General features: G+C 60.9%; 13 protein-coding genes. 4 read left to right on the plus strand and 9 right to left on the minus strand.

Annotated features, from left to right (window positions below):
- The first annotated feature begins 56 nt into the window (after positions 1–56).
- The 3 genes from ORL50_RS19930 to ORL50_RS19940 are packed head-to-tail and all read left to right on the plus strand — an operon-like array spanning position 57 to position 3516.
- Positions 57–1160 carry a polyamine ABC transporter substrate-binding protein gene (locus ORL50_RS19930; RefSeq protein WP_266017470.1) on the plus strand — a complete coding sequence of 368 codons (1104 nt, stop codon included), beginning with the start codon at positions 57–59 and terminating at the stop codon, positions 1158–1160.
- 32 nt (positions 1161–1192) lie between these two features.
- Positions 1193–2611 (plus strand): aminotransferase, encoded by a 1419-nt coding sequence (locus tag ORL50_RS19935; protein ID WP_266017472.1) that lies wholly within the window; start codon positions 1193–1195, stop codon positions 2609–2611.
- Positions 2608–3516 (plus strand): helix-turn-helix transcriptional regulator, encoded by a 909-nt coding sequence (locus ORL50_RS19940; protein ID WP_266017473.1) that lies wholly within the window; start codon positions 2608–2610, stop codon positions 3514–3516. Before ORL50_RS19935 ends, ORL50_RS19940 begins: the two co-directional genes overlap by 4 nt.
- 121 nt (positions 3517–3637) lie before the next feature.
- On the opposite strand, the gene paaZ is transcribed toward ORL50_RS19940, so the two are convergent.
- The 8 genes from paaZ to paaA all read right to left on the minus strand — a co-directional run bounded on the left by paaZ (position 3638) and on the right by paaA (position 11556).
- Complete coding sequence (gene paaZ, locus ORL50_RS19945) at positions 3638–5707, minus strand: phenylacetic acid degradation bifunctional protein PaaZ (RefSeq protein WP_266017475.1); 2070 nt, start codon at positions 5705–5707, stop codon at positions 3638–3640.
- Positions 5708–5737: 30 nt separating this feature from the next.
- Positions 5738–7384: a cation acetate symporter gene (locus tag ORL50_RS19950; RefSeq protein ID WP_266017477.1), complete on the minus strand. Its 1647-nt coding sequence runs from the start codon at positions 7382–7384 to the stop codon at positions 5738–5740.
- Positions 7381–7689 (minus strand): DUF485 domain-containing protein, encoded by a 309-nt coding sequence (locus ORL50_RS19955; protein WP_266017479.1) that lies wholly within the window; start codon positions 7687–7689, stop codon positions 7381–7383. Before ORL50_RS19955 ends, ORL50_RS19950 begins: the two co-directional genes overlap by 4 nt.
- A 167-nt stretch (positions 7690–7856) precedes the next feature.
- The gene (paaE, locus tag ORL50_RS19960) at positions 7857–8933 is read right to left on the minus strand and encodes a 1,2-phenylacetyl-CoA epoxidase subunit PaaE (protein WP_266017480.1); all 1077 of its coding nucleotides are present in this window, start codon (positions 8931–8933) and stop codon (positions 7857–7859) included.
- 33 nt (positions 8934–8966) lie between these two features.
- A complete protein-coding gene (gene paaD, locus ORL50_RS19965) occupies positions 8967–9500 on the minus strand; it encodes a 1,2-phenylacetyl-CoA epoxidase subunit PaaD (RefSeq protein WP_266017481.1) in 534 nt (177 codons plus the stop codon).
- Positions 9487–10248: a 1,2-phenylacetyl-CoA epoxidase subunit PaaC gene (gene paaC / locus ORL50_RS19970; RefSeq protein ID WP_266017483.1), complete on the minus strand. Its 762-nt coding sequence runs from the start codon at positions 10246–10248 to the stop codon at positions 9487–9489. The genes paaD and paaC overlap by 14 nt, the downstream gene beginning before the upstream one ends.
- 8 nt (positions 10249–10256) lie before the next feature.
- Entirely contained in the window at positions 10257–10538 is a 282-nt protein-coding gene (gene paaB, locus ORL50_RS19975) for a 1,2-phenylacetyl-CoA epoxidase subunit PaaB (RefSeq protein WP_003208899.1), read from the minus strand.
- Positions 10539–10566: 28 nt separating this feature from the next.
- Positions 10567–11556, minus strand: coding sequence for a 1,2-phenylacetyl-CoA epoxidase subunit PaaA (paaA, locus tag ORL50_RS19980; RefSeq protein ID WP_266017490.1), 990 nt, complete (start codon positions 11554–11556; stop codon positions 10567–10569).
- Positions 11557–12429: 873 nt separating this feature from the next.
- On the opposite strand from paaA, the gene ORL50_RS19985 reads away from it, so the two are divergent.
- A complete protein-coding gene (locus tag ORL50_RS19985; RefSeq protein ID WP_266017491.1) occupies positions 12430–13107 on the plus strand; it encodes a hypothetical protein in 678 nt (225 codons plus the stop codon).
- 76 nt (positions 13108–13183) lie between these two features.
- On the opposite strand, the gene paaK is transcribed toward ORL50_RS19985, so the two are convergent.
- Positions 13184–14509, minus strand: a complete 1326-nt coding sequence (gene paaK, locus ORL50_RS19990; RefSeq protein ID WP_266017493.1) for a phenylacetate--CoA ligase PaaK — start codon at positions 14507–14509, stop codon at positions 13184–13186.
- Positions 14510–14571: the final 62 nt, after the last annotated feature.

A 14571-nucleotide genomic window follows, 5' to 3' on the forward strand; every position in this document is an offset into this window, starting at 1 on the left:
TCGCTCAATAGTGGCTGCATCCGGTCATAAAGAACGCTTGATAAGGTGAATGTGCCATGCGCAAGGCTTTCAAGTTGATTTTCAGTGTAGTCCTTGTCCCTTTGTCACTCAGCGTCCACGGCGCCGAGGTCGACGCTGCGAAAACGCTGCGGTTGTACAACTGGGCGGATTACATAGGCGAGAAAACCATTTCCGACTTCGAAAAAGCCAGTGGCATCAAGGTCATCTACGACACCTTCGATGCCTACGAAACGGTGCAGGCGAAGTTGCTTACCGGGCATTCCGGGTATGACCTGGTGGTGCTCAACGCCTCCCTCGCCCCCCCCCTGATCCAGGCCAAAGTATTCCAGCCGCTGGACAAGAAATTGCTGCCGGGCTGGACCAACCTCGACCCCAAGGTGCTGCAGGACCTGCAGGGGTTTGACGCCGGCACGCAGTATTCCGCGCCCTACACCTGGGGCAGCAATGGCATCACCTATAACGTCGACAAGATCAAGGAACGCATGCCGGACGCGCCCATCGGTTCGCTGGCGATGATCTTCGATCCGAAGATCGTCTCGCGCTTCGCCGACTGCGGAGTGACCCTGGTGGATGCCCCGACCGAAGTGATTCCCCTGGCCCTGAAATACCTCGGCCGCGACCCGCGAAGTGCTGCACCGGCAGACCTGAAAGCCGCGCAGGAGTTGCTGCTGTCGGTGCGCCCGTACATTCGCAAGTTCGACTCGGTGAACTACCTGACCAGCCTGCCCAATGGCGATGTGTGCATGGCCATGACCTGGTCCGGCGACTACGCCACGGCCATGGCCCGTGCCGAAGAAGCCAAGCTGAAAATCAACCTGGCGTACTTCATACCCAAGGAAGGCAGCCTGATCTGGTTCGACAACATGTACATCCCGGCTGACGCGCCGCATGTCGCTAACGCGCACAAGTTCCTCGACTACCTGATGCAGCCCCAGGTGATGGCCGACGTCACCGATTACATCCACTACGCCAACAGCAACGCGGCCGCCACGCCCCTGGTAAACGCCGAAGTGCGCAACAACCTGGCGATTTATCCCGATGACGAGACCCGCGAGCGCCTGTTCCCGCAGAAGACCCAGGATGCCAAGGACATGCGCGCGATGACGCGAGTCTGGAGCACGGTAAAAAGCGGAATTTGATCGTTCAAACCATCCGGTTCGAGGTTTTTCCTATGGCAACTCCAACTCAACACATTCTGTCTGCGGCTGAAGAGTCGCGCCTGGTCAAGGCCGACAAAGCCCACTACATGCACGGTTATCACATGTTTGACGAACATGCCGAGCAGGGTTCACTGAACATCGTCGCCGGTGATGGCGCTTACATCTTCGACACCCAGGGCAATCGCTTTCTCGACGCAGTAGGCGGCATGTGGTGCACCAATATCGGTTTGGGCCGCGAAGAAATGGCCCTGGCGATCGCCGACCAGGTGCGCCAACTGGCCTATTCCAACCCGTTCTGCGACATGTCGAACAACGTCGCGATCCAGCTCTGCGAAAAGCTCGCCAGCCTGGCCCCGGGTGATCTCGATCACGTGTTCCTGACCACCGGCGGCTCCACGGCGGTGGACACCGCCTACCGGCTGATCCAGTACTACCAGAACTGCCGCGGCAAGCCGGAAAAAAAGCACATCATCGCCCGCTACAACGCCTATCACGGCTCGACGACCCTGACCATGTCGATCGGCAACAAGGCCGCCGACCGCGTCCCGGAATTCGACTACGCCCACGACCGCATCCACCACGTGTCCAACCCCAACCCTTACCGCGCTCCGGACGGCATGAACGAGGCGCAGTTTCTTGAGTTCCTGGTCCAGGAATTCGAAGACAAGATCCTCGCCATCGGCGCCGATCGAGTGGCGGGGTTCTTCGCCGAGCCGATCATGGGCTCGGGCGGAGTGATCATTCCACCCAAGGGCTACCTCAAGCGCATGTGGGAAGTCTGCCAGCGCTACGACATCCTGTTCGTCGCCGACGAAGTGGTGACCTCGTTCGGGCGCCTGGGCAAATTCTTTGCCTCGTGGGATCTGTTCGAGGTGCAGCCGGACATCATCACCACCGCCAAGGGCCTGACCTCGGCTTACCTGCCGCTGGGCGCCTGCATCTTTTCCGAGCGCATCTGGAAAGTCATCGCCGAGCCAGGCAAGGGCCGCTGCTTCAGCCACGGTTTCACTTACAGCGGGCACCCGGTGTGCTGCACGGCGGCGTTGAAGAACATCGAAATCATCGAGCGCGAACAGCTGCTGGAACACGTCGATCGGGTCGGTGCGTATCTGGAGGAGCGCCTGGCCACCCTCGGCGACCTGCCGCTTGTAGGCGATGTGCGCTGCCAGAAATTCATGGCCTGCGTCGAATTCGTGGCGGACAAGCGCACCAAGGCGTTGTTTGCCGACGAGATCAACATTGGCGAGCGGATTCATTCCCGGGCGCAATCCAAAGGCTTGCTGGTGCGTCCGATCATGCACCTCAATGTCATGTCGCCGCCGTTGATCCTGACCTGTGCCCAGGTCGATGAAATCGTCGAGACCCTGCGCGAGTGCATTCTCGAGGTGGCGGCCGAACTGCAGGCGAGCGGGCAGTACCAGGGCCAATGATTTTGCCGAACAGGCTGTTACCAGGCGCCGGATCACCCGCTAGACTGCGGGGCATGAGCAAACCACACGACGATACGCTGATCGCATTGCCCTTCGGGGCGCTGCACAAATGGCACGGGCAGATGCGCGAGGCGTTTGCCCATGTCGACGCCCCCGATGCGCTGGATTACCTGGCCTCGGCCCTGGAGCATCTGGTCGGTATCGAATCGGTGATGATCAGCCTAGAACACCGCGAGCGGCCGCCGCAACTGCTGTACCAGCGGGGCATCGCGCAGGAATACCAGGTGTCGATTCTCGAGCGCTATTTTTCGGCTGGATATTTGCTCGATCCGTTCTGCCTGGCGGTCGAACAGGGTTTGGCCCAGGGCTTTTATCACCTGGAGGAAATAGCGCCGGATGACTTTTTCGACAGTGAGTATTACCGCGCCTATTACCTGAAGGCGGGATGCTCGGAAGACAGTTATTACATTGTCGATACCGGTAATGACACGAAGATATCGGTCAGCCTGTTTCAGGGCTTCGGGGGTGAAAGCCTGCGCGGTGAACAGCTGAATCTGTTGCGAGCGGTCGAGCCACTGGTGCGTGAATTTATCAGTGAATTCAGCCTGCGCGGCATGCAGCGGATCGCGACCGTCCAGGGGCCGCAGGATGCAAGGGTGGGGGATGATCTGAAGCAGCGGGTGCAGTCGGCATTCGAGCACTTCGGCTGCGATTTGCTGACCGAACGCGAGCGTGAGGTGGCGCACATGGTGCTGCGGGGGCACTCGGTGAAGTCCACGGCGAGCGAGCTTGGGATTTCGCCGGAGACGGTGCGCATGCATCGCAAGAATCTGTATTTGAAGCTTGAAGTGGGGTCGCAGTCAGAGTTGTTTGCGTTGTTTATCGAGTGGTTGCGTAGCCATTAATGAGATAAACCTGTAGGAGCGAGCCTGCTCGCGATGGGCTCGAGAACACCGCGCGGAGCCAGACTTGCCGCGTAATCGTTAACGACCACCGCGAGCAGGCTCGCTCCTACAGGGGGATGGGTTAGCTCTCGCGCTTCACCACCAGGGTCAGAATGTCATAACTGGCCACCAACTCACCCAACTGGTTGGTCACCTCCACATCCCAGGCCACCACCCCCTGCGGGATGCCCTGGGGGCTCTTCTTGCCCTGATCGATCTTGCGCTTGCAGGTCAGGCGCGCCTGAATCGTGTCACCAATCCCCACCGGAGTGATGAAGCGCAAGGTATCCAGCCCGTAGTTGGCCAGCACCGGCCCGGGCGCGGGGGAGACGAACAGGCCGGCCGCCGCCGACAGAACAAAATAACCGTGGGCGATGCGCTTGCCGAACTGCGATTCCTTGGCGGCAATGTCGTCGAAGTGCATGTAGAAGTGATCGCCAGACAGGCAGCCGAAGTTCACCAGGTCCGCTTCGGTGACGGTGCGTCGATGGGTCAGCAGCGACTCGCCGATCTGCAGGTCCTGGAAGAATCGGCGGAATGGATGCACCTCGGTTTCGATGACCTTGGCGCCCCGCACATATTCACCGGTAACCGCCGCCAGCATGGTCGGCGACCCCTGCACAGCCGCGCGTTGCAGGTAGTGCTTCACCGCGCGCAGGCCGCCCAGCTCCTCGCCACCGCCGGCTCGGCCCGGACCACCGTGCTTGAGTTGCGGCAGGGGCGAGCCGTGGCCGGTGGATTCGGCGGCGGATTCGCGGTCCAGCACCAGCAAGCGACCATGCCAGGCCGCGGCCACCGGAATCGCCTTGGCGGCAATGAGCGGGTCCTTGGTGATCAGGCTGGCGACCAGGCTGCCTTTGCCGCGAGCAGCCAGCACCAATGCTTCGTCCAGATCGTCGTAGGCCATCAGGGTGCTGACCGGGCCGAACGCCTCGATGTCATGTGCACCCCCTTCAGCGTGCGGGTCGCGGGCCTGCAACAGGGTCGGCGCAAAAAACGCGCCCCGGTCGACGTTTTCCCCGCGCGGTTCAAATCCATCGCTGGCCCCGAACAGCAGGTCGCTGCTTTGCAGCAGACTTTGCAAACGCTCGGTGACGTCTTTTTGCTGATCGTGGGAAGCCAGCGCGCCCATGCGCACGCCTTCCACCGACGGGTCGCCGACCACGACTTTGCGCAAGCGCTCGCGCAGGCGGGTGGCCACCGCATCGATGTGTTTGGCCGGCACGATCGCGCGGCGGATGGCGGTGCATTTCTGCCCGGCCTTGGTGGTCATTTCCCGCGCAACTTCCTTAATGAACAGCTCGAACTCTTCATCATCCGGAGTGACATCCGGGGCGAGGATCGCGCAGTTCAGCGAGTCGGCCTCGGCATTGAACGGCACCGAGTTGCGGATCAGGTTCGGATTGACCCGCAGTTTGGCGGCGGTGTCGGCGGATCCGGTAAAGGTCACCACGTCCTGGCCCTGCAGACGGTCGAGCAGGTCGCCGGTGCCGCCAATGATCAGTTGCAGGCTGCCCGCAGGGAGCAAGCCGGATTGGTCCATCAGGCGCACCACGGCTTCGGTCAGGTAGCTGGTGGCGCTGGCCGGTTTGACGATGCACGGCATGCCGGCGAGGAAGCTCGGGGCGAATTTTTCCAGCATGCCCCAGATCGGGAAGTTGAACGCGTTGATGTGCACCGCCAGGCCGCCGCGCGGCACCAGGATGTGCGTGCCGGCAAAGGTCCCGAGCTTGCTCAGTTGCAGCGCCGGCCCTTCATGGACGATGTTGCCCGACGGCAATTCCCGGGCACCGAGGCTGGCGTAGGTGAACAGCGTGCTGTTGCCGCCTTCGATATCGATCCAGCTGTCGGCGCGGGTGGCGCCACTGTGGTGGGAGATGGCGTAGAGCTGTTCCTTGCGCTCGCTGAGGTACAAGGCCAGCGCCTTGAGGCGTTGGGCGCGTTGTTGGAAATCCAGCGCCATCAACCCGCTGACACCCTGGCGGCGACCGTGCTCAACGGCTTCGGCGAAGTCCGGGCGTTCCTCATGGGTGCGGGCAATTTCATGGCCGTCGATGGCGCTGCGCAGCACCTGGGCGCCGTGTTGGCCGATCCAGCGACTGGCGATGAAACTTTGCAGGGTAGGGGCGTGCTGTGTAGGTGAAGAGGACATCACGGAGGCTCCTGATTATCAAATAAGTCGTTAGTGTTTGCTGGCGCCCGAGGCGCCAATACCGGTCATTGAGCGGATGAACTGCGCCAGGTAGCGGCCGCGTTCAAGTGCTGCCCGGGGGGAGGTGTCAGTGACCGAGAACAGCCAGGCGCTGAAAAACGCCAGGCTCATGGAGAACAGCGCCGGGTTGGAATACGGGAACAGGGCCCGGTCGTAATGCAGGACGTTGACCCATACCGCCGGGCTCAGCACCAGCAGGACAATCGCCGAGACCAGGCCCGCCAGGCTGCCGGTGACTGCGCCGCGAGTGGTCAGGCCCTTCCAGTACATCGAGAGGAACAGCACCGGGAAATTCACCGAGGCCGCGATCGCCAGCACCAGGCCGGAAAGGAAGGCGATGTTCTGCGATTCGAACAGCAGGCCGAGGATGATCGCCAGCACGCCGATGCACAGCGTGGCGATGCGCGACACGCGGATCTCCTGCTGCTCGGTGGCCTGGCCCTTGCGCATCACGCAGGCATACAGGTCATGGGACACCGCCGACGCTCCGGACAAGGCCAGCCCGGCAACCACGGCGAGAATGGTGGCGAAGGCCACCGCCGAAATGAAGCCGAGGAACAGATTGCCGCCCACCGCCTGGGCCAGGTGCACGGCGATCATGTTGCCGCCGCCGATGATCGCGCCATTGGCGTCACGGAATGCCGGATCGGTGCCGACCATGACGATTGCGCCGAAGCCGACGATGATCAGCAACAGATAGAAGTAGCCGATGAAACCGGTGGCGTAGAACACGCTTTTGCGCGCTTCCTTGGCATCGCTGACGGTAAAGAAACGCATCAGGATATGCGGCAGGCCGGCGGTGCCGAACATCATGCCCAGGCCCAGGGAGATAGCGTCGATGGGGTTGGACAGCAAGCCGCCGGGCGCCATGATCGCGTTGCCCTTGGCGTGCACGGCGGTGGCGCCGGCGAACATCGCCTCGGTGCTGAAACCGAAATGCTTGAGCACCATGAAGGCCATGAATGTGGTGCCGAACAGCAGCATCACTGCCTTGATGATCTGTACCCAGGTGGTCGCGAGCATGCCGCCGAAGGTCACGTAGAACACCATCAATACACCGACCAGCATGACTGCGTAGAGGTAGTCGATGCCGAACAGCAGTTCGATCAACTTGCCGGCGCCGACCATCTGCGCCACCAGGTACATCAGCGCCACCGTCAGGGTGCCGAAGGCCGAGGTCAGGCGCACCGGGGTCTGTTCCAGGCGGTAGGACACCACGTCGGCGAAGGTGTATTTACCCAGGTTGCGCAGGCGTTCGGCAATCAGGAACAGGATGATTGGCCAGCCGGCCAATACGCCCAATGCATAGAGCAAGCCGTCGTAGCCATTGAGGAACATCATCGCCGAGATGCCCAGGAATGAGGCGGCCGAGATCATGTCGCCGGCAATCGCCAGGCCATTCTGGAACCCGCTCATGCCACCGCCCGCCGTGTAGAAATCACTGGCCGAACGAGTACGCAGCGCCGCCCAGCGGGTGACGCCGAGGGTGAACAGGACGAACACCAGGAACATGCCGATGGCGTTCCAGTTCAGTGGACGGGACGCGCCGTCGGCGGCTACCGCAAGATCAGTGACCGCTGCCAGTGGCAGCAGCAACAACGCCAGGAGCCGGCTCATCGGGCGCACTCCTGCTTGAGTTTTTCGTTCAGCGGGTCGATCACGTGGTTGGCGCGATAGACGTAGAAACCGGTCAGCGCGAACGCCAGCACCACGATCACTACACCGACCAGCATACCCACGGTGGTCACTCCGCCACTGAGGGATTGGCCGAGGGTGGCGGGGGAGAACGCCACCAACAGGACGAAGCCGAAGTAGATCACCAGCATGATCAGCGACAGTGACCAGTAGAGGTTTTGTTTGCGGCGCACCAGCTGGATGAAATCGGGATGTTGGCGGATGAGGTCGATGTCTTGGGGTGTCATAACGGCTCTCCTTGTTGTTTTTGTTTTGGGTGAAACAGGTTTCGGGCATACCTCAGTCCCCTGTGGGAGCGGGCTTGCTCGCGAAGAGGTCGTGTCAGTCGATATGTGTGCTGAATGACACACCGTATTCGCGAGCAAGCCCGCTCCCACACAGGGATCGCGGGGTGTCAGAGCTGATCGAAATCCAGCACCACTTTGTCGCTCACCGGAAATGCCTGGCACGACAGCACGTACCCGGCGGCCACTTCGTAGTCTTCCAGGGCATGGTTGCTGTCCATTTCCACCTCACCCTCGATAACTTTGCATTTGCAGGTCGAGCACACTCCGGCCTTGCACGAATAGGGCAGCTCGGCGCCTTGGGCATTGCCAGCGTCGAGGATGCTCTGGCTGTTGCGTGGCAGGTCGAACGCCAGGGCGCGACCATCGCTGATCACGGTGATCTGGCTGACGGCCGCATCCACCTGCCGGGCCGCCTCGCGAGCCTCGCGTTTTTGCTGGCTGCCGGCGGCGGCGAACAGTTCGAAGTGAATGCGCTCGGCCGGCATGCCTTTGGCCTTGAGGCTGTCACGTACGGTTTCAGTCATCTCCTGCGGGCCGCAGATGAACGCCGCATCGAGCGCTTTGACGTCGAGCCAGCGGGAGAACAGTTGCGCGCATTTTTCGGAGTTGATGCGGCCGTTGTACAGGTCGACGTCCTGCTGTTCGCGGCTGAACACGAAGATCAGGTTGAGGCGCTGCAAATAGCGGTTTTTCAGGTCTTCGAGCTGCTCACGAAACAGCGCGCCGGAGCTGGAACGGTTGCCGTACAGCAGGGTGACGCGGCTGTGCGGCTCGGTTTGCAGGGTGGTCTTGATGATCGACAGGATCGGCGTAATGCCACTGCCCGCCGCTACCGCCAGGTAGTTGCCGTGGCGCGAGGGGTCGAGGTCGACGTGAAAGTGTCCGGCAGGCGGCATCACTTCGAGGCTGTGCCCGGCTTTCAAGTGCTCGTTGGCAAACGCGGAGAAACGCCCGCCGACCACGCGCTTGATGGCGATGCGCAATTCGCCGTCATTGACTCCGGTGCAGATCGAGTAGGAGCGGCGCACTTCTTCGCCGTCCATCTGCGTGCGCATCACCAGGTGCTGGCCCTGGGTGAAGTGAAAACTGTCCTGCAAATGCTGCGGAATCTCGAAGGCGATGGACACCGCGTCACGGGTTTCGGCGCGCACGTCCTTGATGGTCAGGCTGTGAAATTTACTCATTCTTGTTCTCCAGCTGGGACGGCCAGGCGCCGCTCAGATGCACTTGAAATAATCGAACGGTTCCAGGCAGTCGCGGCACCGATACAAGGCCTTGCACGCGGTGGAACCAAACTCGCTGAGCACTTCGGTGTGCGCACTGCCGCATTGCGGGCAGGCAATCACCGGGCTTTCGCCCAGCAGGCTGCGTTTGCTGGTACTGCCATCAGGCGGCGCAATACCGTAGGCGCGCAGGCGTTCGCGGCCGCTGTGGGTGATCCAGTCGGTGGTCCACGCCGGGGTCAACTTGCGCTCCAGCTGTGGCGCCCTGAACCCGGCGAGCTCCAGGGCGGCGCGGATGTCGCTCTCGATCACTTCGGTGGCGGGGCAGCCGGAGTAGGTCGGCGTCACCACCACGTGCAAGTGCCCGGCCTGCCAGGCGAGATCGCGTACGATGCCCAGGTCGACCACGCTGACCACCGGCACTTCCGGGTCCATGACATTCGCCAGGGTGGCCCAGGCGGCTGCCAGGTCGCTCGGTTGTGGCGGCCGCGCGCCCAGGTCGCTGGCGATCAGCTCACCAGGTTGCATCGGGGTACGCTCGTGGCAGGCATTGCATCTCGGCCAGCAGGATGCCCAGGTGTTCGGAGTGCAAGCCCTTGCGCGCATCGAGGTAGAAGTAACTCGGTGCGGCGGGCACTGGCAGGGTGGCGCTGGCGAAGATCTCGCTGACGGTGGTGTGCCAGGCGGCGGCGACTTGGGCAGCGTCAGCAATGATGCCGGCAGCGTGCAGGCGTTGTTCGCTGTCGTTGGCACTGGTCAGTTCGACGGTAAAGCGCCAGACCTCGGGAATCGCCGCGAGCATACGCTGGTGGCTGTGCTCGGTGCCGTCACCCAGGCGTTCAACCCACTCGCCTGAGCGACGCAGGTGATAGGTGACTTCCTTGACGGCCTTGGCGGCAATCCCGGCAATGCGTTCATCGCTGGACTGGCTCAGACCCTTGAGCACCTGCAGATGCCAGGCGTCGTAGAGGAATTGCTTGAGGATGGTCACCGCGTAGTCGCCGTTGGGTTGTTCCACCAGCAGCAGGTTGCGATAGGCCCGTTCATCCCGGCGAAACGCCAGGTGATCGGCGTCGCGGCCGTCGTCCAGCAGTTCGGCCGCGTATTCCAGCCAGTTGCGGGCCTGGCCGACGAGGTCGAGGCCAACGTTCATCAATGCCAGCTCTTCTTCCAGCGCCGGCGCCTTGCCGCACCATTGGCACAGGCGCTGGCCCTGGATCAGGGCGCTGTCGCCGAGACGCAGCAAGTATTCGATCAGATCAGTCTTGGAGTTCATGGTCGACCTCACATGTGCCCGACTTCGGCTGGCAATTCATAGAAGCTGGCGTGGCGATACACCTTGTCGTCAGCCGGGTCGAACAACGGGTCTTTCTCGTCCGGCGAGGACGCGGTGATCAGCGCCGAGGGCACCACCCAAAGGCTTACACCTTCGCTGCGACGGGTGTACAGCTCCCGCGCATTCTCGATAGCCATGGTGGTGTCGGCGGCATGCACGCTGCCGACATGCTTGTGGTTGAGGCCGTGCTTGCTGCGCACGAAGACTTCGAAAAGGGTCCATTCGGACATGACAGTGTCTCCAGATCAGGTAGCCGAATCAGGCGGCGTTTTTGTTATGTTTTTTGCGGGCGTGGGCCACTGCGGCTTCGCGGACCCAGGCGCCGTCTTCGATGGCCTTGCGCCGGGTGGCGACCCGCTCCTGGTTGCACGGACCGTTGCCCTTGAGCACTTCGTAGAATTCGCTCCACTGGATTTCGCCGAAGTCGTAGTGACCACGTTCGGCATTCCACTTCAGGTCCGGATCGGGGCAGGTGCAGCCCAGCAGTTCGAGCTGCGGGATGGTCTGGTCGATGAAGCGCTGGCGCAGTTCGTCGTTGCTCTGGCGCTTGATCTTCCAGGCCATGGACTGGGCGCTGTTGGGTGAGTGTTCGTCGCTTGGACCGAACATCATCAATGACGGCCACCACAGGCGATTGATGGCGTCCTGGACCATGTCTTTCTGCGCCTGATTACCGTGGCGCATCATGGTCAGGAGGATTTCGTAGCCCTGGCGCTGGTGGAAACTTTCTTCCTTGCAGATCCGCACCATGGCCCGGGAGTAGGGGCCATAGGAGGTGCGCTGCAATACCACCTGGTTGACGATCGCGGCGCCATCCACCAACCAGCCGACCGCGCCCATGTCGGCCCAGTTCAGGGTCGGGTAGTTGAAGATGCTGGAGTACTTGGCCTTGCCGCTGTGCAGTTTGGCGATTTCCTCATCACGGTCTGCGCCCAGGGTTTCCATGGCGCTGTAGAGGTACAGGCCATGTCCTGCTTCATCCTGGATTTTGGCCATCAGTTGCAGTTTGCGTTTGAGCGAAGGCGCGCGGGTGACCCAGTTGCCTTCGGGCAGCATGCCGACAATTTCCGAGTGCGCGTGTTGGGAGATTTGCCGGATGAGGGTTTGGCGATAGGCGTCAGGCATCCAGTTTTTTGCTTCGATCTTGATTTCTGAATCGATTTTTTCTTGGAATGCGCGCTCCTGGTCGGACATCTCCGACAGGTCTTTTATGCGCTTTACGCCTGTTTCTACTAGCTGTGCGTACATGGGGGGTCTCCCGCCGTGAATCTGTTTGATGGCATGGAGAACTTTATAAGCGATACAGAAATTAATATCAAACACAAAATATCGTGTCGTGTAGTTTTTGTGTATCGCTTTGGGAGGTGGGTGTATATCCGTTTTTGCGGTGATGGCTGCTTAGGGTTCCGCCCTTACGGCGGGTCACTTTTGGCAAACGGCCCCAAAAGTAACCAAAAGGTCTTTGCCCCACCACTTGGCACCTCGCTTAGGCTCGGTGTGCCCGAACGCAGGCATTGCGCAGCGGGTCGCTGCGATGGGCCATCCCTGGCCCAGCGCAGCTAAACCGGCATCCTTGCCGGTTTACCCGCTGCGCAATACCTGCGTTCGGCCAGCGTGGTTAACGGGGCGTCCGCGATCAAAAACCTCGCCGAGGCGGCCTTAAAGCCGACCTGACGGGTAGTTCGGCTTTGCATTGGTGGTGTTACGTGAACGCACTGTTTGGCACAACGAAAACCCCTGTAGGAGCCCGGCTTGCCGGCGATGGCGGTCTCGCGGGCGCTATCGCCTACAGAGAGTCGTGTGTATTCAAGAAGTACGCGTAATCGTTCACGTCCATCGCGAGCAGGCTCGCTCCTACAGAGGGTTAGCGCAATGCAAGAGGCCAGGCACGTCCAGATAAGCGCAGCGCGCCGGCTTGATGCCTTGGTCGGCCCGCAGGCCGCCACGGCACGGTTGTTGATCACGGACGCCCATTAACCACGCTGGCCGAACGCAGGTATTGCGTAGCGGGTAAACCGGCAAGGATGCCGGTTTAGCCGCGCTGGGCCAGGGACGGCCCATCGCGGCGACCCGCGGAGCAATGCCGGAGTGAGGGCACACCGAGCCTAGGCGAGGTGCCGAGTGGTAGGGCACAAAGCGTTTGGTTACTTTGCGCTTTTCAAAGTAACCCGCCGTAAGGGCGGAATCATAAGCCGCCGTAACCGCAGCAAAGGATATGTACGCAAAGCAAGATCAAAAGATCGCAGCCTCGTTTCACTCGACAGCTCCTACAGGAAAATCAGTGCAACCTGCCGTAAGGGCGGAACCATAAGCAGCCGTAACCGCAGCAAAGGATATGTACACAAAGCAAGATCAAAAGATCGCAGCCTCGTTTCACTCGACAGCTCCTACAGGAAAATCAGTGCAACCTGCCGTAAGGGCGGAATCATAAGCCGCCGTAACCGCAGCAAAGGATATGTACCCAAAGCAAGATCAAAAGATCGCAGCCTCGTTTCACTCGACAGCTCCTACTGGAAAATCAGTGCAACCCGCCGTAAGGGCGGAACCGTAAGCAGCCGTAACCGCAGGAAAGGATATGTACACAAAGCAAGATCAAAAGATCGCAGCCTCGTTTCACTCGACAGCTCCTACAGGAAAATCAGTGCAACCCGCCGTAAGGGCGGAACCATAAGCAGCCGTAACCGCAGCAAAGGATATGTACACAAAGCAAGATCAAAAGATCGCAGCCTCGTTTCACTCGACAGCTCCTACAGGAAAATCAGTGCAACCTGCCGTAAGGGCGGAACTGACCAGCCATAACAAAAAAGCGGATATATCCCCAATCAAACCCAAAAAAAAAGCCCCGACAAAGCGGGGCCAAAAAGGGGTGCAGCAGTCATCCCTTGGGACGCTTGTCCATCACATGACAAGCCTTGCCCTCAGACCGCTTGATCGAATGCAAAGGCTGCAAAACAATCCGCGAACTGATCCCGATATACGTCTTGATATGCCGGCTCAACTCAGCGCAAACCGCCTTCTGCTGATCCTCGCTCAAATACTGATGCTCGGCCTTGAGCTCCACATGCACGTCAACGCTGTCCAGATTGCCATTGCGATACAGATGAATCTCATAACACTCTGAAAGCTGTTTGATCTTCAGCACCTGTTCCTCGATCTGCGTCGGAAACACGTTCACCCCGCGGATGATCAACATGTCATCGCTGCGCCCGGTGATCTTGTCGATCCGCCGCATCGGCCGCGCCGTGCCTGGCAGCAGGCGGGTCAGGTCGCGGGTGCGGTAGCGGATCATCGGCAAGGCTTCCTTGCTCAGCGAGGTGAACACCAGCTCGCCCATCTGCCCGTCCGGCAGCACTTCGCCAGTGACCGGATCGATGATTTCCGGGTAGAAATGGTCCTCCCAGATGGTCGGCCCGTCCTTGGTTTCTGCGCACTCCATGGCAACGCCCGGGCCCATGATTTCCGAGAGGCCATAGATATCCAGCGCGGTAATCCCCAGGCGATTCTCGATGGCGCTGCGCAGTTCGCCGGTCCAGGGTTCGGCACCGAAAATGCCCAGGCGCAGGGCCAGCTTGTGCGGGTCGATGCCCTGGCGTTCGATTTCGTCGGCGATGTTGAGCATGTAGGACGGCGTGACCATGATGATGTCCGGCTGGAAATCCTTGATCAGCTGCACCTGCTTCTCGGTCTGGCCGCCGGACATTGGAATCACCGTGCAGCCCAGGCGCTCGGCGCCGTAGTGGGCGCCGAGGCCGCCGGTGAACAGGCCGTAGCCATAGGAAATATGCACCTTGTCGCCGCGGCGGCCGCCAGCGGCACGGATCGAGCGGGCAACGACATTGGCCCAGGTGTCGATGTCGTTCTGGGTGTAGCCCACCACCGTCGGCTTGCCGGTGGTGCCGCTGGAAGCGTGCAGGCGCACGATGTCGTGCATCGGCACGGCGAACATACCGTAGGGGTAGTTGTCGCGCAGGTCGGTCTTGGTGGTGAAGGGAAATTTCGCCAGGTCTTCCAGGGATTTGATGTCGTCTGGGTGCACGCCCAGCGCATCGAAACGTTGGCGGTACAGGGGCACATTGTTGTAGGCGTGGTTCAGGCTCCAGCGCAGACGCTCCAGCTGGTGCTGACGGAGTTCGTCGATGCTGGCGGTTTCCAGCGGGTCCAGCTGTGGGTCAAGCACGGCGTTGGCAATTGGCATGTTCATGATTTCACTCGAATTGTTTTTGTGTTTCAACCCTGTCACGCCAGGGCTTTGAGTGCATGCCC

It is taken from the genome of Pseudomonas sp. RIT-562 (assembly GCF_026241895.1).
GTDB lineage: Bacteria > Pseudomonadota > Gammaproteobacteria > Pseudomonadales > Pseudomonadaceae > Aquipseudomonas > Aquipseudomonas mandelii_F.

What these genes read in the sequence shown, in the direction of transcription:
- ORL50_RS19930 (WP_266017470.1), top strand. Translation starts at nt 57, where the DNA reads ATGCGCAAGGCTTTCAAGTTGATTTTCAGTGTAGTCCTTGTCCCTTTG.
- ORL50_RS19935 (WP_266017472.1), top strand. Translation starts at nt 1,193, where the DNA reads ATGGCAACTCCAACTCAACACATTCTGTCTGCGGCTGAAGAGTCGCGC.
- ORL50_RS19940 (WP_266017473.1), top strand. Translation starts at nt 2,608, where the DNA reads ATGATTTTGCCGAACAGGCTGTTACCAGGCGCCGGATCACCCGCTAGA.
- paaZ (WP_266017475.1), bottom strand. Translation starts at nt 5,707, where the DNA reads ATGTCCTCTTCACCTACACAGCACGCCCCTACCCTGCAAAGTTTCATC.
- ORL50_RS19950 (WP_266017477.1), bottom strand. Translation starts at nt 7,384, where the DNA reads ATGAGCCGGCTCCTGGCGTTGTTGCTGCTGCCACTGGCAGCGGTCACT.
- ORL50_RS19955 (WP_266017479.1), bottom strand. Translation starts at nt 7,689, where the DNA reads ATGACACCCCAAGACATCGACCTCATCCGCCAACATCCCGATTTCATC.
- paaE (WP_266017480.1), bottom strand. Translation starts at nt 8,933, where the DNA reads ATGAGTAAATTTCACAGCCTGACCATCAAGGACGTGCGCGCCGAAACC.
- paaD (WP_266017481.1), bottom strand. Translation starts at nt 9,500, where the DNA reads ATGCAACCTGGTGAGCTGATCGCCAGCGACCTGGGCGCGCGGCCGCCA.
- paaC (WP_266017483.1), bottom strand. Translation starts at nt 10,248, where the DNA reads ATGAACTCCAAGACTGATCTGATCGAATACTTGCTGCGTCTCGGCGAC.
- paaB (WP_003208899.1), bottom strand. Translation starts at nt 10,538, where the DNA reads ATGTCCGAATGGACCCTTTTCGAAGTCTTCGTGCGCAGCAAGCACGGC.
- paaA (WP_266017490.1), bottom strand. Translation starts at nt 11,556, where the DNA reads ATGTACGCACAGCTAGTAGAAACAGGCGTAAAGCGCATAAAAGACCTG.
- paaK (WP_266017493.1), bottom strand. Translation starts at nt 14,509, where the DNA reads ATGAACATGCCAATTGCCAACGCCGTGCTTGACCCACAGCTGGACCCG.